This is a genomic window from Lentisalinibacter salinarum (assembly GCF_040706555.1).
GTDB lineage: Bacteria > Pseudomonadota > Gammaproteobacteria > Steroidobacterales > Woeseiaceae > Lentisalinibacter > Lentisalinibacter salinarum.
The window spans coordinates 1,002,591-1,020,614 of sequence record NZ_JAPDRH010000003.1 but is presented as its reverse complement, the minus strand read 5'-3'; the positions used below and the strand labels follow the sequence as shown (position 1 = coordinate 1,020,614).

The following is an 18,024-nucleotide window of genomic DNA, read 5'->3' as shown; positions in this document are numbered from 1 at the left end:
ATGAAGCGTATCTCCGTCATCACACTGCTGGCCCTGCTCCTCGTCACGCCCGTCGCCGCGCCACTTGCCGCGGCCGAGCGCGAGGCCTGGACCGACACCCTGGACCGCATCTCCTCCGGCGTGGTCTCCATCCGCGTGGACGCCACCCGCGCCTTCGACACCGACTGGAATACCTCGACCCAGGCCACGGGCTTCGTGGTGGACGCGGAGCGGGGCCTGATCCTGACCAACCGGCACGTGGTGACGCCGGGGCCGGTGGTCGCCGAGGCAGTATTCCTGAACAACGAGGAGGTGCCGCTGACGCCGGTCTACCGCGACCCGGTGCACGACTTCGGCTTCTTCAGCTACGACCCGGAGGCGCTGCGCTTCATCGAACCCACGGAGCTGGAACTGTCGCCGGCCGGCGCGCGCACGGGCCGCGAGATCCGCGTGGTGGGCAACGACGCCGGCGAGCAGCTCTCGATCCTGGCGGGCACCATCGCGCGGCTGGACCGCCAGGCGCCGGAATACGGCCGCGGCAAGTACAACGACTTCAACACCTTCTACCTGCAGGCGGCGTCGGGCACCTCCGGCGGCTCGTCCGGCTCGCCGGTGGTCGACATCGACGGGCGCGTAGTTGCGCTGAACGCCGGGGCCAACTCGAGTGCCGCCTCCAGCTTCTTCCTGCCGCTGGACCGGGTGGAGCGGGCGCTGGATCTGATCCGCGCCGGCGAGCCGGTGACCCGCGGCACGCTGCAGACGGTATTCGTGCGCAAGCCCTACGACGAGTTGGTGCGGCTGGGGCTGGACGGCGAGACCGAGGCGGCGGCCCGCGCCGCTTACCCGGAGCAGACCGGCATGCTGACGGTGGCCGAGGTGCTGCCCGGCTCGCCCGCCGACGGCCTGCTGGAGGTGGGAGACATCCTGGTGCGCCTGAACGGCGACATCGTCACCGAGTTCGTGCCCGTGAGCGCGGTACTGGACGAGAGCGTGGGCGGGACCGTACGGCTGGAGCTTCGCCGCGGCGGCAGCGTCATCGAGCACGACGTGCCGGTGCAGGACCTGCACGGCATCACCCCCGACGAGTACATCGAGTTCGGCGACGCCGTGGTGCACCGTCTGTCCTACCAGCAGGCCCGGCACTACAACCGGCCGGTGGACGGCGTCTACGTGGCCAATCCTGGCTACGTGCTCAGCAACTCGGCCATCCCGCGGGCGGCGGTCATCACCGAGCTGGACTCGCAGCCGGTGAGCGACCTCGACGACCTGGAGGCGGTGCTGGCCGGCCTGGCCGACGGCGCGCGCACCTCCATCCGCTTCGTGAGCCTGGAGGACCCGCGCACGAGCCAGCTGCGCTCGCTGCGCATCGACCGTCGCTGGTTCCCGTCCCGGCGCTGCCATCGCAATGACGACACCGGTCTCTGGCCCTGCCGGGAGCTGGCGGAGGCGCCGCCGCCGGAGCCGCCGGCCGCGGCCAGCACCCGATTCCCGTCCCACGACGACCGCCGCGCGGATACGCTGGCGCCTTCGCTGGTGCTGGTGAACTTCGACCTGCCGTACACCATCTCCGGCGTCGCCGAGCGGCACTACTACGGCACCGGTCTGGTGGTGGATGCCGAGCGGGGACTGGTGGTGGTGGACCGCAACACGGTGCCGGTGGCGATGGGCGATGTGCACCTCACCTTCGCCGGCTCGCTCGAAGTGCCGGGTCGGGTGGAATACGTCCATCCCCTGCACAACCTGACCATCGTCTCCTACGATCCGGCGCTGATCGGCGACACGCCGGTCGAGACCGCCCGCTTCAACACCGACGCCGCGGAGCCCGGGGACCCGGTGTGGGTGGTGGGCCTGAAGCCGGACCATCGGCTGGTGCATCAGCAGACCCGCGTGGCGTCGGTGGACGCGCTGATCCTTCCGCTGTCGCGCACGCTTCGGTTCCGTGACACCAATATCGAGACCCTCTCGGTGGTGAACGCGCCGGAGCAGGTGGACGGCGTGCTGGCCGACGAGCGCGGCCGGGTCGTCTCGCTCTGGTCGAGCTTCGCCTACCAGGGCGGCGGCGAGACCAGCCAGGTGAACAAGGGCGTCCCGGCCGACCTGGTGCAGGAGTTCGTCGAGCTGGTCCGCTCCGGCGGCACGCTCTACTCGCTGGAGGCGGAGCTCGCCTACCTGCCGCTGGCGGCCGCCCGCAAGCTCGGGCTGCCGGAGGAGTGGGCGGCGCGGCTGGAGCGTCACCATCCGGAGCAGCGCCGCGCCCTGCAGGTAAAGCGGCTGGTTGCCGGCTCGCCGGCGGCGCGGCTGCTGCAGAACGGCGACATTCTCCTCAGCATCGACGGACAGGCGGTGAACACGTTCCGCGACGTCGAACGGGCCACCCAGAAGGAGTCGGTGGAGCTCGCCGTGTGGCGCCGTGGCAGCGTGCGCAATCTTGAGGTGGATACGGTGGCGCTCGACGGCACCGGCATCGACCGCGCCGTGATGTGGGCCGGCGCGCTGCTGCAGAAGCCGCACCGGGCCATGGCGGCCCAGCGGGGCATCGATCCCAGCGGCGTCTACGTGGCCTATTTCAGCTACGGCTCGCCGGCCACCCGCTACGGCCTGTGGGCCGGGCGGCGCATCGTCGAGGTGGACGGCCGTCCCACGCCCGACCTCGACGCCTTCCTGGAGGCCGTCCGCGGCAAGGGCGACCGCGAGTCGCTGCGGCTGAAGACGGTGAACTGGAACCGGGCCGTCGAGGTGATCACGCTGAAACTGGACAAGCAGTACTGGCCGGCCTACGAGATCCGGCGCACGGGTGATGGCTGGGAGCGCCGCCCGCTGGGCTGAGCGCGCGGGGCTGGCGGCTCTCGCGGCGCTCGCTCTCGCGTTGCCGCCGGCGGCCGCCGCCTCCGACACCCTGTACAAGTATCGCGGCGAGGACGGCGAGTGGGTGTATACCGACCGCCGGCCCGCCGCCGCCGACGAAGTGGAGGTGCGACCCCTCGCGTCGGCGGCCGACGAGGGCGTGGTGATCCATCGCCGGGAGACGGAAACCGGCTTCGAGGTGGTCGCCGAGAACCGCCGCTGGGTGGCGGTGGAGCTCGTGCTGGCGGCGATGGACCTCGAGAATCTCGCGGCCGCAGACGAGCGCGGTGTGCGCACCGTGGTCCCGGCGCGCACCGGCGCCGTGGTGCTCGGCCTCGAGCGGCTCGACCCGACGCTGCCGGGCCGCTTCCGCTTCCGCTACCAGACCCTGCCGGGCGACCCCGGCGCCAGCCACGACCCGGCCTTCGTCTACCGGTTCCCGTTCGCGCCGGCGACGCGTCACCGGGTCACCCAGGCCTGGCCGGACGTCAGCACCCACGACTCGCTGGCCAGCCGCCACGCGGTCGACGTCGCGGTACCGGTGGGCACCGGCGTGTACGCGGCCCGCGCCGGCACCGTGTTCGAGGTGGCGGCGCGTCACTTCCGCGGCGGCACCGACCGCGAGCGCGACCTGCCCCGGGCCAACCTCGTGCGCATCGTGCACGACGACGGCACCATGGCGGTGTACGCGCACCTCAACTGGGACTCGATCCGGGTACGGCCGGGCGAGACCGTCGCCCGCGGCCAGTACATCGCCGACTCCGGCAATACCGGTTACACCACCGGCCCGCACCTGCACTTCGCCGTGCAGCGCAACGCCGGGCTGCGCCTCGAGTCCGTGCCCGTGCGCTTCGCCGCGCCCGACGGCGCCGTGACGCCCCGGACGGGCATGGAGATCACCGCTTTTTGACCCGGTTCCTGTTGCCGCCGGCCGGCGTCGCCGTATGATGGCCGGATGAAGAAGCGGCAGATCAGGATCGTCTCCGGCGGGCAGACCGGCGTGGACCGGGGCGCGCTCGTCGCGGCGCTCGACCGCGGCGTGCCCTGCGGCGGCTGGTGTCCCGCCGGCCGCAAGGCCGAGGACGGCGCGATCCCGCCCTGCTTCCCGATGCGCGAACTGCCGGACGAAGACTATCCCGCACGCACCCTCAAGAACGTGCAGGACAGCGACGGCACCGCGGTGATCTTCTTCTCCGACCTGGAGGGCGGCACCGAGCTCACCGTGGCCTACTGCCGCCGGGAGCGGAAGCCCTACCTGCTGCTCGACGCGCACGAAATGGACACGGCCGAAGCCGCCCGCCGCCTCGGCGAGTTCGTGGCCGAGCACGGCATCGGCACGCTGAACGTGGCGGGCCCCCGCGCCAGCCGCCACCCGGCCGGGCAGGCCTGGGCCCGCGCCGCAGTGCGCGAGTTCCTGGAAAGCCTGCCGCGCTGACCCTGACCCTCCTTCTTTTGTGGCCGCCCTGCGGGGGGTATCCGTCTTGCTCCTGCGACCAAAGTCGCGGCGACGGATACCCCCCACATGACGGCCACGCTTTCAGCGGCATCAAGGTAGCGCCAGTCAGCAGCGCTTGCTGACGGGTGCCAGACCAATCGGCTACGGGCCCGTCAGCGGGTGGGCATGGGTTGCGGGGTCGTCCGGGCCGACTGGAGCCATGACGGCGGGAAGGAGGCCTGGCCGAAGCGAAGGAGGACAGGACGTCCGACTGAGCGTCCCCGTGACCCATGCCCACCCGATGGCGGGCCTACGCCAACAGAAAGCCGGGTCGGGCCTGAAGGCCCTCCTGCCTGTTGGTTAGCCGCTGCGTCTGTGGCCGAGGAGGGCCGCCAGCGCCGGCCAGGTGGTGACCGGCAGGGAGCAGCGGGTGCCCTCGCAGACGTAGGCCACGGGTCCTTCCTCCGCCGGTTTGCGCAGCGCCAGGTGTCCGGGCAGGCCGTCGTCCGTCGCGGGGATGGCGAACACCAGTCGCCGGGGTGCGTAGATGGCGGCGGCGTTGCGCGCCCAGTGGCCGATCTCGTCCGGCTCGCCGCGCAGGATCACGAGTTCGGGCGGCTGCAGGTATTCTTCGAGTGCGGTGATGAGGCTGACATGGCCGTGGGGATATTCGATCATGGCCTGCCAGGCGGCGCGCAGGGTGCGTTCGGCGGCCGCGACGTAGCGCTCCTCGCCCAGCAGGAAGCCGAGCCTGAGTAGCGCACGCGCGGCGATGCCGTTGCCGGAGGGCATCGCCTCGTCGGCGAAGGTCTTCGAGCGGTGCAGCAGCGCCTCGTGGTCGTCGGCGGTGAAGAAAAAGCCGCCGTTCTCCGCGTCCTCGAAGTGCTCCAGCAGCAGGTCGGCGAGGGCGATGGCGAAGCGCAGGTGTGCGGCGTCCCAGCGCGCCTGCGCGAGCTCCAGCAGGGCGTCGATCAGGAGCGCGTGGTCGTCGAGATAGGCCGGAAACCGGGCCCGGCCGTCCTTGTACGTGGCCAGCAGCCGGCCGTCCCGCCAGAGCTCCCGGCGCAGGAAGGCGGCGGCATCGGCAGCCGCATCGATCAGGTCCTCGCGGCCGAGGGCCCGGCCCGCGACGGCAAGGCCGCGGATGGCCAGCGCGTTCCAGCTCGTCAGAATCTTCTCGTCCCGCCCCGGGGGCACGCGGCGTTCACGCGCGCGCAGCAGGGCCGTGCGTGCCCGGTCGATGCGCCGGCGCAGCGCCTCCGGGTCTTCGCCGCGCTCCTCGGCCAGGCGCTCGACCGGCCGCCGCACGTACAGGTGCCAGCGGCCCTCGAAGTTGGGTTCGTCGTCCAGGCCGAAGTGCGCGGCGACCAGCGGGTAGTCCTCCTCGCCCACTGCCTCGCGCACCGCCTCCGGCGTCCAGACGTAGTAGCGGCCTTCCTCGCCCTCGGAGTCGGCATCCAGCGACGAGAAGAAGGCGCCGCCGGGAGCGCGCATCTCGCGCAGCATCCATTCCGCCGTCTCTCCCGCCACGCGGCTCATCTCCGCGTCGCCGCCGGCGAGGCCCAGTTCGGCGTACAGGGCGAGCAGCGGGCCGTTGTCGTAGAGCATCTTCTCGAAGTGGGGGATCAGCCACTGCGCATCCACGGAGTAGCGGCAGAAGCCGCCGCCGACCTGGTCGAACAGGCCGCCTTCGGCCATGCGCGCGAGCGTGAGCGCCGCCATGTACAGCGCCTGGACGTCGGGCTCGTCGTCGCCGGCGCTCGCGCGCCAGTGGCGCAGCAGGCGCTCGATGGTGGCGGGATGCGGGAACTTCGGCGCGTCGCCGAAGCCGCCGTGGCGTTCGTCGAAACGCCCGGCTAGGCTCTCCCGTGCCTTCGCGATCGGCGTGTCGTCCAGCACGATCCCGTCCGCCGCGGGTTCCGGGTCCAGCCGCGGGAATACGTCGGCGAGCTGACGGCCCTGGCGCCGCACCTCGTCCGGGTTCTGGCGGAAGTACTCCGCCACCCGCCGCAGGATGTCGCGGAACGCCGGCATACCGAAGCGCGCCTCCTTCGGGAAGTAGGTGCCGCCAAAGAACGGCAGCTGCTCTTCCGGCGTGAGGAACATGGTCAGCGGCCAGCCGCCCGGGCGCTGGGCGATGAGCTGATGGGCGATCTGGTAGATGCGGTCGATGTCCGGCCGCTCCTCCCGGTCGACCTTCACGTTGACGAACAGCTCGTTCATCAGCGCCGCGGTCTCCTCGTCCTCGAACGACTCGTGCGCCATGACATGGCACCAGTGGCACGCGGAATAGCCCACCGAAAGGAGTATCGGCTTGCCCGCCTTCCGGGCCGTCTCCAGGGCCTCGGGGCCCCACGGGTACCACTGCACGGGGTTGTCCGCGTGCTGCTGCAGGTAGGGGCTGGTCTCGTCGGCCAGGCGGTTGGTCTCCCGGCGGCCTTCGGGCGTGGCCATGGCATGCACCTCGCTTCGCGTGGCCGGCCACTATAACGCACGCACCCGCAGGGTGAGGATGCCCCGGGCCGGTGCTAGACTACGCCGCCATGCTCGACTACCCGCGCATCGACCCCGTCATCTTCTCCGTCGGCCCCCTCGGGGTGCGCTGGTACGGGCTGATGTACCTGGTGGGTTTCGTCGCCGCCTGGCTGCTGGCGCGGCGGCTGGCGCAGCGCGCCGACGCCCCCATCAGCCCGCAGCAGGTGGACGACCTGATCTTCTACGGCGCGCTGGGCGTGATGATCGGCGGGCGCATCGGTTACGTCCTGTTCTACGGCCTCGGCGAGTGGGCGCGCGACCCGCTGTATCCGGTCAAGATCTGGGAGGGCGGCATGTCCTTCCACGGCGGGCTCCTCGGCGTGCTGGTGGCCATGTGGCTGCTCGGCCGGCGGGTGGGACGCGGCTTCTGGCAGATGACGGATTTCGTGGCGCCGCTGGTGCCCATCGGCCTCGGCGCCGGGCGCATCGGCAACTTCATCAACGGCGAGCTGTGGGGCAAGCCCACGGACCTGCCCTGGGGTTTCCGGGTGCCGGACGACGTCTTCCAGGGCTTCCGGCCGGGGCCCGAGGTGCTGCATCCCTCCCAGCTGTACGAGGCGCTGCTGGAGGGGCTGGTGCTGTTCGTCATCCTGTGGGTGTATTCGGCACGACCGCGCCCGACCATGGCGGTCTCCGGCCTGTTCCTGCTGGGCTACGGCGTCTTCCGCACGGCGGTGGAGTTCGTACGCCTGCCGGACGACGGCGAGTACGTGGCCTTCGGCTGGCTCACCCGGGGCCAGGTGCTGAGCGTGCCGATGATCGTCGCCGGCATCGTCCTGCTGGCGCTGGCGTATCGCAATGCAGAAAGCAGCGGTGCATCCGGCGGACGCAGGAAGGAGACCTGACGCATGCGGCAGTACCTCGAGATGATGCGGCGGGTGCGCGAGGAGGGCGTGCGCAAGGACGACCGCACGGGCACCGGCACGCTGAGCGTGTTCGGCCACCAGATGCGTTTCGACCTCGCCGAAGGCTTCCCGATGGTGACCACCAAGAAGCTGCACACGCGTTCCATCATCCACGAGCTGCTGTGGTTCCTGCAGGGCGACACCAACACCGCCTACCTGCGCGAGAACGGCGTGACCATCTGGGACGAGTGGGCGGACGAGAACGGCGAACTCGGGCCCATCTACGGCGCGCAGTGGCGCTCCTGGCCGATGCCGGACGGCGGCCACATCGACCAGCTGTCCCGCGTCCTGGAGCAGCTCGCGAGCGACCCCGACTCGCGCCGCATCATCGTCAGCGCCTGGAACGTGAGCGAGCTCGACCGCATGGCGCTCGCCCCCTGCCACGCCTTCTTCCAGTTCTACGTGGCGGAGGGGCGGCTGTCGTGCCAGCTGTACCAGAGGAGCGCCGACATCTTTCTGGGTGTGCCGTTCAATATCGCCTCCTACGCGCTGCTGACGCACATGGTGGCCCAGCAGGCGGATCTCGGCGTGGGCGACTTCATCTGGACCGGCGGCGATTGCCACCTGTATCTCAATCACCTGGACCAGGCGGACGAGCAGCTCACGCGCGAGCCGCTGCCGCTGCCGACGCTGGCGCTGAAGCGCCGGCCGCCGACGCTGTTCGATTACCGCTACGAGGATTTCGAGATCCGCGGCTACCGCCACCATCCGCACATCAAGGCGCCGGTGGCCGTCTGACGTGCCCGGGGTGTCCGCTACGCCCGTCGTCTCTCTCGTCGTGGCCGCTGCCGCCAACGACGTGATCGGCGTCGACAACCGCCTGCCCTGGCACCTGCCGGAGGACCTGCGCCGCTTCCGCGACGTCACCATGGGCAAGCCGATCGTGATGGGCCGCCGCACCCACGAGTCCATCGGCCGGGCGTTGCCCGGCAGGCGCAACATCGTGCTGAGCGGAAGGCCCGGCTATTCCGCCGAGGGCTGCGAGGTAGCGGACGGGCTGGACGCCGCGCTCGCGCTGGCGCGGGACGCTGACGAGGTAATGGTGATCGGCGGCGCGGCGCTCTATCGCGAGGCGCTGCCGCTGGCACGGCGCATCTACCTCACCCGCCTGCACCGCCGGTTCGAGGGCGACACCCGTTTCCCGTCCCTCGACAATGCGGACTGGCGCGCGGTGGAGCGGCAGGACTTCCCCGCCGGCGAGGAACGCGAACTCGGCTACAGCTATCTCACGCTGGAGCGGACGGCAGCGGCGCCAGCCGCTCGCTGACGAGGCGTTCGGCCAGCGCCAGGTCCACGTCGGCCAGCGAATCCGCCTCGGCCGTCAGCTCCTCGAGCAGCCGGGCCTGCACTTCGCCACGGGCCAGCGCTTCGGCGTAGGGGATCTCCGCGTGGAACATCACCATGGAGTAGCGGGGCACGAAACGGTCCGGGCAGCGACGCTCGAGCTCGAAGGCGAGGGCCTTCTTCAGATGGAAGCGGGGGTCGCGCACCGTGTCGCGCATCTCCACGTAATTCTCCAGCGCCATGTCGGCGATGGCCTCCGCGTTCGGGCGGCGCAGCCGGCTGAACTCGCCGAACAGCCGTTCGCGGCCGTCGCAGCCGCCGTCCAGCAGCCGGCAGAACTCGGCGCAGTCCTCGAAGCCCGCGTTCATGCCCTGGCCGTGGAACGGCACGATCGCGTGGGCCGCGTCGCCGACCAGCAGTACGTCGCCGCCCAGGTTCCACGGTTCGCATCGCACCGTGCCGAGGATGCCGACCGGGTTGGCGGCGAACTGGTCCGCGAGATCGGGGATGAGCGCCGGCGTGTCCGGGAAGTGGCGCTCGAAGAACTCCTGCACGGACGCCTCGTCGTCGAGCGAGGGGAAACTCTCCGGGCCCTCGTTGGGCAGGAACAGGGTCACGGTGAAGTCGCCGCCCGGGTTCGGTAGCGCGATGAGCATGAAGCCGCCCCGGGGCCAGATGTGCAGCGCGCCGGGGTCGATGCGGAAGCCGCCATCGTCCGCCGGCGGGATGGTGAGTTCTTTATAGCCGTGGGCCAGCAGGGACTCGGTGGCGCTGATGTGGCCGGCCTCGGCCAGCGCGCGCCGCACGACCGAGCCGGCCCCGTCGGCGGCGATCAGCGGTGCCATGGCGATCTGCCGCTCGGCACTGCTCTGCTCATGGCGGAGCGTGGCCCGCCGCGCATCGAGATCTATGCCGCTGCAGGCTTCGCCGAAGTGCAGCCGGGCGCCGGCTGCCTCGGCGGCGTCCAGCAGCACCCGGTTGAGGTCGGCGCGGGAGACCGAATAGTTCTCCTCGCCTTCGTGCTGACCGTAGGGCTGGAAGTCGAGGCCGCCGTCCTCCTGGTGCAGCAGGCGCCCGGACATGGGCATCAGCAGCGGCTCCACCGCCTCGGTCAGGCCGGCCAGGGCCAGCCCCCGCAGACCGCGGGCAGCCAGGGCGAGGTTGATCGAACGGCCGCCCTGGGCACTGTGGGTGCGCAGGTCCGGCTGGCGTTCGTACAGGTCCACGGCATGGCCGCGGCGGGCGAGCAGGACGGCCAGCAACGAGCCGGTCAGTCCCGCGCCCAGGATGGCGACGGGGTTGTCGTCGGTGCCGTGCAGGGCCGAATCGCTCATGCCAGTCCGCTCATGCCAGTCCGCTCATGCCAGCGTCTGGGTCATGGCGGCCGCCTCGGCGAGGCGCTCGAGGAAGGCCTCGACGTCCGCGTAGGAGTTGTACAGCGGCACGGGAGCCACGCGGATGACGTCCGGCTCGCGCCAGTCGGCGATCACGTTCAGACGCTCCAGGTTCTCGAACAGGTCCCGGCCCGTGAGACCCATGCCACGCACCACCAGCGAGAGCTGGGCGCCGTGATCGGGCGGATCCTCCGGTGTGAGGACGCCGAAGCCGCCCGGGAAACGCTCCCCGATCCTGCGGCGCAGATAACCAGTCAACGCCAGGGACTTCTCGCGCAGCGCGCCGATGCCGGCGGCGGCGAACAGGTCCAGCGAGGCGATCACGGGAGCCAGCGCGAACACGGGCGGGTTGCTGAGCTGCCAGATGTCCGCCCCCGGCGCAGGCGTGAAATCCTTCGTCATGCGGAAACGGGTGCTCTCCTCGTGGCCCCACCAGCCCAGCAGCCGCGGCAGGCTGCGGTCGCGGCAGTGCCGTTCGTGGACCCAGGCGCCGGCGATCGCGCCCGGGCCGCCGTTCAGGTATTTGTAGCTGCACCACACGGCGAAGTCCGCGCCCCAGTCGTGCAGGGACAGCGGCACGTTGCCGATGGCATGCGCGAGGTCGAGCCCGACCGTGACGCCGTAGCGCCTTGCCAGGCGGCAGATCTCCGCCATGTCCAGGCACTGGCCGGTGTAATACTGCACGCCCGGCAGCAGCAGCAGCGCAATCTCGTGTCCGCGGCGTTCCAGCAGCGCGGCCAGGTCATCCGTGCGCAGGCTGTGCTCTCCGTCCGGCGGTTGCCATTCCAGCAGGTCCCGCTCCGGATCGTGGCCGTGCCAGGCGATCTGGGAGACGGCCGCATAGCGGTCGGAAGGGAAGGCGTCCGACTCGATCACGATGCAGCGGCGCTCGCCCTCGGGGCGGTAGAAGCTCGCCATCAGCAGGTGCAGGTTGACCGTGAGCGTGTTCATCGCCACGGTCTCGGCGGCTGTGCCGCCCACCAGCGCGGCCAGCGGTTCGGCCGCCCGCCGGTGCGCCGGCAGCCAGGGGTGCTCGCCCTCGACGTGGCCGCGCACGGCGAGGCGGCCCCAGGCATCCAGCTCCGCGCGCACCGCGTCGGCCGCGCGGCGCGGCATCAGGCCGAGGGAGTTGCCGCAGAGATAGACGGGCGAGCGGCCGTCGATGCGTTCCGGGAAGACGAACTCCTCCCGGAAGCCGGCCAGCGCATCGGCCGCGTCCAGCCGCCGGGCCTCTTCGGAGGCCGCGCTCACAGGAAACGGCTCCGATCCACGTCGAGCCATTCCAGCGCCGTGCCGGCGAGGAGCCGCTCCTGCACTTCGGCGCCGAGGCCCATGGATTCGATCAGGGCGCCCGGATGGTGTTCGCCGAGCGGGAAGGGGTAGTCGCTGCCGAGGGCGATGGCGTCGGCGCCGAACAGCTCGATCATGTACTCGAGCATGCGCCGGTCGTGCACCAGCGAGTCCACGTAGAAGCGGCCTAGATACTCCGAGGGCGGCACCGTGTTCTTGACCGCGACGATGTCGGGCCGCACGGCGAAGCCGTGCTCCAGACGCCCGATCAGCCCCGGGAAGGCGCCGCCGCCGTGGGCGAAGGCCACGCGCAGGTCGGGCAGCTTCTCGAACACGCCGCCGAAGATGAGCGAGCAGACCGACAGCGCCGTCTCGGCCGGCATGCCCACCAGCCAGGGCAGCCAGTACAGGTTCATGCGCTCGCGGCCGAGCATCTCCCAGGGATGCACGAACACGGCCGCGCCGAGCTCGGCGGCGGCCTCGAGCACCGGGAACACCCGTTCGTCGTCCAGGTTCCAGCCGTTCACGTGGGTGCCGATCTCCACGCCGTGGAGGCCGAGCGCGAGACAGCGTTCCAGTTCGCGGACGGACAGGTCCGCGTCCTGCATCGGCAGCGTGCCGAGGCCGAGGAAACGCCGGGGGTACTCTTCCACCAGCGCGGCGATGTGGTCGTTCAGCAGCGCGGCCAGGTCGGCGGTATCCCGGGGTTTGGCCCAGTAGCTGAACATGACGGGCACGGTGGAGAGCACCTGCACGTCCACGCCCGTGGCGTCGCAGTCGTCGATGCGTACACCGGGGTCCCAGCAGTTGGACTGCACCTCGCGGAAGTTCTTGCCGTCCAGCAGCATGCGCGCGCAGCCGGGCCCGTGATGCTCGAGCTGCACGAAGCCGCCGTAGCCGTAGCGTTCCTTCAGGTCCGGCCAGTCCGGTGGCAACACGTGGGTGTGAATATCGATCTTCACGGGCTCAGCGCGGCGGCATCACGGCTCCGCAGTTCGGGCAGCTGCGGTTCTCCTCGCTGCCGTAGAAGCGCTCGAAGACCGGCGGCAGCTGTTTCACGATGTCGTCGACGTGCAGGAATTCCTCGTACAGTTTGGTATCGCACTCGTTGCAGAACCACATGAAGCCGTCCAGTTCCTCGGGCGTGCGTTTGCGCTCGACCACCAGGCCCACCGTGTCGGCATAGCGCTGGGGCGAGTGGGGCACCCGTGGCGGCAGCAGCAGGATATCGCCCTCGCGGATGGGGATGTCCACCCGCTCGCCGTCCTGCATGGTACGGAGCAGCATGTCGCCCTCGAGCTGATAGAAGAACTCCTCGCCTTCGTCCCAGTGGTAGTCGTCCCGAGAGTTCGGGCCGCCCACCACCATGATGATGAACTCGCCGTCCTCGAAGACCTGCTTGTTGCACACCGGCGGTCGCAGCGCCTCCCGGTTGGCGTCTATCCAATCGCGGAAATTGAAGGCGGTGAGGGGTTTCATGTCTCTCTCCCGGTGCGGCTTCTCGCCCGTCGCCTCGGGCGCTTCACAGAGTCGCGATGCATTTCAGCTCGATGGCGATGGGCGTCGGCAGCCGATTCACCTCGACGGTGGTCCGGCAGGGTCCCTCGCCCGGAAAATAGTCCCGGTAGATCCGGTTGAAGGTCTCGAAGTCCCGCTCGATGTCGGTAAGGAAGACGGTGACGTCCACGAGCCGGTCCCAGCCGGAGCCGGCCGCCTCGAGCACGCTCCTCACGTTGCGGAATACGGCGTGGCACTGCGCCTCGATGTCGTAGTCCACCACGCGCCCTTCGTCGTCCCGGCGGACGCCGGGTATGTCGCTGCCGGCCGGATCCCGCGGGCCCAGTCCGGACAGGAACAACAGTCCGCCGGCGCGCCGGGCGTGAGGATAGGCACCGACCGGCGGCGGTGCCGCGCTGGTGCTGATGGGCTTCTCGTCGGATTCCACGTGGGGATTCTAGCGCGCCTGGTCCCGGCATTTTACCTTCACCGGCTTCGCGTCCCGGTCCAGGCGCAGCGCCGTGAGGGCGCGGCCCCACACGCAGCCCGTGTCCAGGCAGACCAGATCCGGCTCGTTCAGCAGTCCCAGCGCCGACCAGTGGCCGAACACGATGCGCCGGCCGGCCAGCGCCCGGTCGCGCGCCCGGTACCAGGGCGTGAGCTTCGGCGGTGCGTCTTCCGGCGGGCCCGTGTAGTCGAAGTCGAGCCTGCCCTTGCGCGTGAGCATGCGCATGCGGGTCAGGACATTGACGATGAAACGCCACCGCGGCACCCCGTGCAGGTCGTTGCGCCAGCGGTCGGGCTCGTCGCCGTACAGATGCGCCAGCAGCTTGGAGGGACGCGGACCTCTCAGTACCGCCTCCACCTCGCCGGCCAGGGCGAGGACGGTTTCCAGGTCCCAGCCAGGCAGCACGCCCGCGTGGACGAGCACCGTGTCCAGACCCTCGTCATAGTGCACCAGCGGGCGGTTCTGCAGCCAGTCGATGAGCTCGTCGCAGTCGTGGGCGCGGAGGATGGGCTTCATGGCGAGAGAGGCCGAGCGCTTGGCGGCCGTGCGCTCGTGGGCGATCACCAGCAGGTGCAGGTCGTGGTTGCCCAGCACGGTCACCACGGCGTCGCCCAGGGAACGGACGAAACGCAGGGTCTTCAGCGACTTCGGGCCGCGGTTGACCAGATCGCCGGCGAGCCAGAGCGTGTCGCGGCCCGGGTCGAAGTCCAGCTTATCCAGCAGGCGCCGGAAGGGGTCATAGCAGCCCTGCAGGTCGCCGATGGCATAGACCGCCATGGTACCGGCCTCCGCTGTCGCGGCCGCGGGTCCGCCTAGTGCAGCAGACCCGGCACGGCCAGGGTGAATGGTGCGATGGGAGCGTCGAAGCGCACGCCGTCGTCGGCCAGCATCTGGTAGCTGCCCTCCATGCTGCCCACGGGCGTCTCGAGCACCGTGCCGCTGGAGTAGCGGAACTGCTCTCCCGGATTGAGATGAGGCTGCTCGCCCACGACACCGTCGCCGCGTACCTCCTGTACCTTGCCGTTGGCATCGGTGATGATCCAGTGCCGGCTGAGCAGGGCGGCGGCCACATCGCCCTGATTGGCGATGGTGATCGTGTAGGAGAAGACGTAGCGGTCCAGCTCCGGTTCCGATTGCTCGTCCAGGAAGTGGGTGCTGACGTCTACGCTGATGCGGTGATTCGGCTTGTCGCTCATGGCCTCTCGGCTGGCTTCTCGCTGCGGAAAGTCGGGGCGGCTTCGCGTTCCGGGCGTCATTCTAGCGCATCGTCCCGCTCGCGCAGCGCCCGGTTTGCGAGCCGGGCGAATTCCTCGGGCGCGAGCCGTTCCGGTCGCAGCGTCGGGTCGATGCCTTCACCGGCGATGGCCTCGGCGGTGAGCCATGCCGCCAGTGCGTTGCGCAGCGTCTTGCGCCGGCGCGAGAACGCGCCGGTCACGAGTGCGGCGAACAGACTCTCGTCGCCGATCTCGAGCCGCCGGGCGCGGGGCACGAGCCGGACCACGCTGGACTGTACGCGGGGCGGCGGACGGAAGGCCTCCGGCGGCACGTCGAACAGGCGCTCGACATCCATGGAGCAGGCGAGCATCACCGTGAGGCGTCCGTATTGCTTGCCGCCCGGGGAGGCCGCCATGCGGTCCACCACCTCCTTCTGCAGCATGAAGTGCATGTCGCGTATCGCCCGGCGCTGCTCGACGAGATGGAACAGCAGCGGGGTCGAGATGTTATAGGGCAGATTGCCGACGACGCGCAGACCGTCGCCCAGTGCGCAGAAGTCGAACTTCAGGGCGTCGGCTTCGTGCAGGGTGACGTTCGCGGCACCGGCGTAGCGCGAGCGCAGCGCCGCCGTCAGGTCGCGGTCGATCTCGACCGCATCCAGCCTGACCGGCAGTGCGGCCAGCGGGGCGGTGAGGATGCCTTCGCCGGGGCCGATTTCCACCAGGTGGTCGCCCGCGGCGGGTCCGATCGCGGCGACGATGCGCGATACCACGGACGGGTCGCGCAGGAAGTGCTGCCCGAAACGCTTGCGCGGCCGGTGGCTCAATGGACGCTCATCCGCCGCGCCCGGCCAGCTCCGCCGCGTAGCGCAGCGCGACGCCGAGGCTGGCCGGATCGGCGCGGCCGGTGCCGGCCAATGCGAGGGCGGTACCGTGGTCCACCGAAGTGCGCACGATGGGCAGGCCGAGCGTGATATTCACCGCCTTGCCGAAACCGGCGTACTTGATGACCGGCAGACCCTGGTCGTGGTACATCGCGAGCACCGCGTCCGCCTTGCCGGCGGTGTCCAGGAAAGCGGTGTCGGCGGAGACCGGACCCTCGATGGCGATTCCGCGCGCCCGCAGCTCGTCCAGCGCCGGGGCTATCACGTCGATCTCCTCGCGACCCAGGTGGCCCGCCTCGCCGGCATGCGGGTTCAGGCCGCAAACCCGGATCTTCGGCGCGGCGATGCCGAAGCGCCGGCGCAGGTCGCCGTGGAGCACGTCGATCACCTGTGTGAGCCGTTCAGCGGTGATCGCCGCGGGCACCTCGGCCAGCGGCAGGTGGGTGGTCGCCAGCGCGATGCGGAGCCCGTCCGTGGCGAGCATCATCACCGGCAGCGGCGCCCCGGTGGCCCCGGCCAGGAATTCCGTGTGGCCGCTGAAGGACAGCCCCGCCTCGTTGATGACACTCTTCTGCAGGGGTGCGGTCACCAGCGCGTCGAATTCACCATCGAGGCAGGCCCGTGCCGCCCACTCCAGTCCGGCCAGCAATGCGCTGGCATTGGCCGGGTCCGGCGTGCCGCAGCACTCGATGTTCGGCAGCGGGAACGACATCACCGGGATATCGCCGGGCGTGTGACCGCCCCGGCGCGGCTCGCCCCGCCGGTACTCGGGCAGCACCACGTCGATGCCAAGTGCTGCGGCCCGTTCGGCCAGCATGCGCCGGTCACCGACCAGCACCGTCTCCGCGGGCAGGGGACCCGCGGCGAGCATGAGGCAGATGTCGGGCCCGATGCCGGCCGGCTCGCCGGCCGTCAGCACCAGGCGTGGGGATGCGGCGGCCACGGCCGCCTCAGATGCGTTTGTCGACGAAGGCCTCGTCGCGCATGCGTCGGAGCCAGAGCTGGGTCTCCTCCTCCAGCTTGCCCGCCCGAATGCTGTTCACGCAGTTACGTTCGCGTACCTCGGCGGTGTTGTCGTAGACGCGGCGGTCGGTGACCTCCAGGATGTGCCAGCCGAAGCGGGAGCGGAACGGTTCGCTCACCTCGCCGATCTCGAGGGAGTCCGCCACCTCGGCGAATTCGGGCACGAAGGTACCGGGCGAGGTCCAGCCGAGGTCGCCGCCTTCCGCCGCGGAGCCCGGATCGTCCGAGTTGAGCTGGGCCAGATCGCCGAAGCTCTCGCCGGCCAGGATGCGCTCGCGCAGCTCCGCGAGCTGCTGGCGCGCGGTGGCGTCGTCGATGATCTCGTCGGGGCGGAGCAGGATGTGCCGGATGCGCGACTGGTCGACCTCGCTGCGGGCGATGGCGCCGCGCGCGTCGTTCAGCTTGATGATGTGGAAGCCGCTCGCGTTGCGGATGGGTTCGGCGATCTCGCCGGGGGAGAGGTTCTCGACGACGCCGGTGAACAGGGTGGGCAGCTGGGTGCCCTTGCGCCAGCCGAGGTTGCCGCCTTCCAGGGCGTTCTGGGCGTCGGAATAGCTCACCGCCGCCTTCGCGAAGTCGGCGCCGTCCTGCAGCTCGTCGTACAGCCGGCGGGCCTCCACCTCGGCCTCGCGGAACTGCTCCGCGGTGGCGTTGGCGGGCACGCTGATCAGGATGTGGGAGATGTCGAACTCGGAGTTCGCGCCCACGTTGGCCTCCAGGTTCTCGAGACAGCGGTTGATCTCGCGGTCGGAGACGTTGATGCGGCTCATCACGTCGACCTGGCGGAGCTGCTCGAGGGCCAGCTGGTCGCGCATCTCTTCCCGGTACATCGTGTAGTCGAGACCCTGCGCCGCCAGCGCCGCGGGCAGGTCGGTGAAGGCGATGTTGTTGCGCCGCGCGACGTCGGCCAGCGCGCTGTTCAGCATCTCGTCGGAGATGCGGATGCCGATGCGCTCGGCGCGCTGGAGCTGGATACGGTCGATGATCAGCCGCTCGAGGATCTGGTCGCGCAGCACCTCGGGAGGCGGCAGCTGGACGTTCTGTTCCTGCAGGCGCGAGAGCACCAGCTCGGTCTGGTTGTCGAGTTCGCTTTCCAGCACGACGCCCTCGTTGACGACGGCCACGATGCTGTCGAGGCGCTCGCTGTCCTGGGCGCCGGCCAGCGCCGGCAGCAGGAAGGCGAGGACCCCGAACGAGATTGTCAGGGATACGGTTCTGTACATAGGAATGAA

At 70.4% G+C, this 18,024-nt stretch carries 17 protein-coding genes; 6 read left to right on the top strand and 11 right to left on the bottom strand.

From position 1 onward, the window contains the following. From ACJMKZ_RS15245 to ACJMKZ_RS15235, 3 genes are read left to right on the top strand one after another with little or no spacing between them, the layout of a single operon-like run. A complete protein-coding gene (locus tag ACJMKZ_RS15245; protein WP_405234058.1) occupies positions 1-2,805 on the top strand; it encodes a trypsin-like peptidase domain-containing protein in 2,805 nt (934 codons plus the stop codon). Next, positions 2,777-3,733: a M23 family metallopeptidase gene (locus ACJMKZ_RS15240; RefSeq protein ID WP_405234057.1), complete on the top strand. Its 957-nt coding sequence runs from the start codon at positions 2,777-2,779 to the stop codon at positions 3,731-3,733. The genes ACJMKZ_RS15245 and ACJMKZ_RS15240 overlap by 29 nt, the downstream gene beginning before the upstream one ends. Positions 3,734-3,778: 45 nt before the next feature. Continuing rightward, entirely contained in the window at positions 3,779-4,258 is a 480-nt protein-coding gene (locus tag ACJMKZ_RS15235; RefSeq protein WP_405234056.1) for a putative molybdenum carrier protein, read from the top strand. 360 nt (positions 4,259-4,618) lie between these two features. On the opposite strand, the gene ACJMKZ_RS15230 is transcribed toward ACJMKZ_RS15235, so the two are convergent. Beyond that, on the bottom strand, positions 4,619-6,712 hold the full coding sequence (locus ACJMKZ_RS15230; protein ID WP_405234055.1) for a thioredoxin domain-containing protein: 2,094 nt from the start codon (positions 6,710-6,712) through the stop codon (positions 4,619-4,621). Positions 6,713-6,801: 89 nt separating this feature from the next. On the opposite strand from ACJMKZ_RS15230, the gene lgt reads away from it, so the two are divergent. Genes lgt through ACJMKZ_RS15215 form a run of 3 tightly spaced genes read left to right on the top strand, consistent with a single transcriptional unit; the run spans position 6,802 to position 8,965 of the window. Beyond that, a complete protein-coding gene (gene lgt, locus ACJMKZ_RS15225) occupies positions 6,802-7,638 on the top strand; it encodes a prolipoprotein diacylglyceryl transferase (RefSeq protein WP_405234177.1) in 837 nt (278 codons plus the stop codon). A gap of 3 nt (positions 7,639-7,641) precedes the next feature. After that, positions 7,642-8,436 (top strand): thymidylate synthase, encoded by a 795-nt coding sequence (gene thyA, locus ACJMKZ_RS15220; protein ID WP_405234054.1) that lies wholly within the window; start codon positions 7,642-7,644, stop codon positions 8,434-8,436. A 10-nt stretch (positions 8,437-8,446) separates the two neighbouring features. Beyond that, positions 8,447-8,965 (top strand): dihydrofolate reductase, encoded by a 519-nt coding sequence (locus ACJMKZ_RS15215; RefSeq protein ID WP_405234053.1) that lies wholly within the window; start codon positions 8,447-8,449, stop codon positions 8,963-8,965. Here the strand turns inward: ACJMKZ_RS15215 and ACJMKZ_RS15210 are convergent. The 10 genes from ACJMKZ_RS15210 to ACJMKZ_RS15165 are packed head-to-tail and all read right to left on the bottom strand — an operon-like array spanning position 8,925 to position 18,015. Further along, entirely contained in the window at positions 8,925-10,316 is a 1,392-nt protein-coding gene (locus ACJMKZ_RS15210; RefSeq protein ID WP_405234052.1) for an FAD-dependent oxidoreductase, read from the bottom strand. The two genes, ACJMKZ_RS15215 and ACJMKZ_RS15210, sit on opposite strands and share 41 nt — an antisense overlap. Positions 10,317-10,340: 24 nt before the next feature. Beyond that, the gene (gene kynU / locus ACJMKZ_RS15205) at positions 10,341-11,657 is read right to left on the bottom strand and encodes a kynureninase (protein WP_405234051.1); all 1,317 of its coding nucleotides are present in this window, start codon (positions 11,655-11,657) and stop codon (positions 10,341-10,343) included. Further along, entirely contained in the window at positions 11,624-12,628 is a 1,005-nt protein-coding gene (locus ACJMKZ_RS15200; RefSeq protein ID WP_405234050.1) for an amidohydrolase family protein, read from the bottom strand. The genes kynU and ACJMKZ_RS15200 overlap by 34 nt, the downstream gene beginning before the upstream one ends. 4 nt (positions 12,629-12,632) lie before the next feature. Beyond that, complete coding sequence (locus ACJMKZ_RS15195; protein ID WP_405234049.1) at positions 12,633-13,145, bottom strand: 3-hydroxyanthranilate 3,4-dioxygenase; 513 nt, start codon at positions 13,143-13,145, stop codon at positions 12,633-12,635. Between the two features lie 43 nt (positions 13,146-13,188). Next, positions 13,189-13,611 carry a RidA family protein gene (locus ACJMKZ_RS15190; RefSeq protein WP_405234048.1) on the bottom strand — a complete coding sequence of 141 codons (423 nt, stop codon included), beginning with the start codon at positions 13,609-13,611 and terminating at the stop codon, positions 13,189-13,191. A 9-nt stretch (positions 13,612-13,620) separates the two neighbouring features. Next, a complete protein-coding gene (locus ACJMKZ_RS15185) occupies positions 13,621-14,448 on the bottom strand; it encodes a symmetrical bis(5'-nucleosyl)-tetraphosphatase (protein ID WP_405234047.1) in 828 nt (275 codons plus the stop codon). A gap of 35 nt (positions 14,449-14,483) precedes the next feature. After that, positions 14,484-14,867, bottom strand: a complete 384-nt coding sequence (gene apaG, locus ACJMKZ_RS15180) for a Co2+/Mg2+ efflux protein ApaG (RefSeq protein ID WP_405234046.1) — start codon at positions 14,865-14,867, stop codon at positions 14,484-14,486. 56 nt (positions 14,868-14,923) lie between these two features. After that, positions 14,924-15,712, bottom strand: a complete 789-nt coding sequence (gene rsmA / locus ACJMKZ_RS15175) for a 16S rRNA (adenine(1518)-N(6)/adenine(1519)-N(6))-dimethyltransferase RsmA (RefSeq protein ID WP_405234045.1) — start codon at positions 15,710-15,712, stop codon at positions 14,924-14,926. A gap of 7 nt (positions 15,713-15,719) precedes the next feature. Continuing rightward, a complete protein-coding gene (gene pdxA, locus ACJMKZ_RS15170; protein ID WP_405234044.1) occupies positions 15,720-16,712 on the bottom strand; it encodes a 4-hydroxythreonine-4-phosphate dehydrogenase PdxA in 993 nt (330 codons plus the stop codon). A gap of 7 nt (positions 16,713-16,719) precedes the next feature. Next, positions 16,720-18,015, bottom strand: a complete 1,296-nt coding sequence (locus ACJMKZ_RS15165) for a peptidylprolyl isomerase (RefSeq protein WP_405234043.1) — start codon at positions 18,013-18,015, stop codon at positions 16,720-16,722. Positions 18,016-18,024 lie beyond the last annotated feature (9 nt).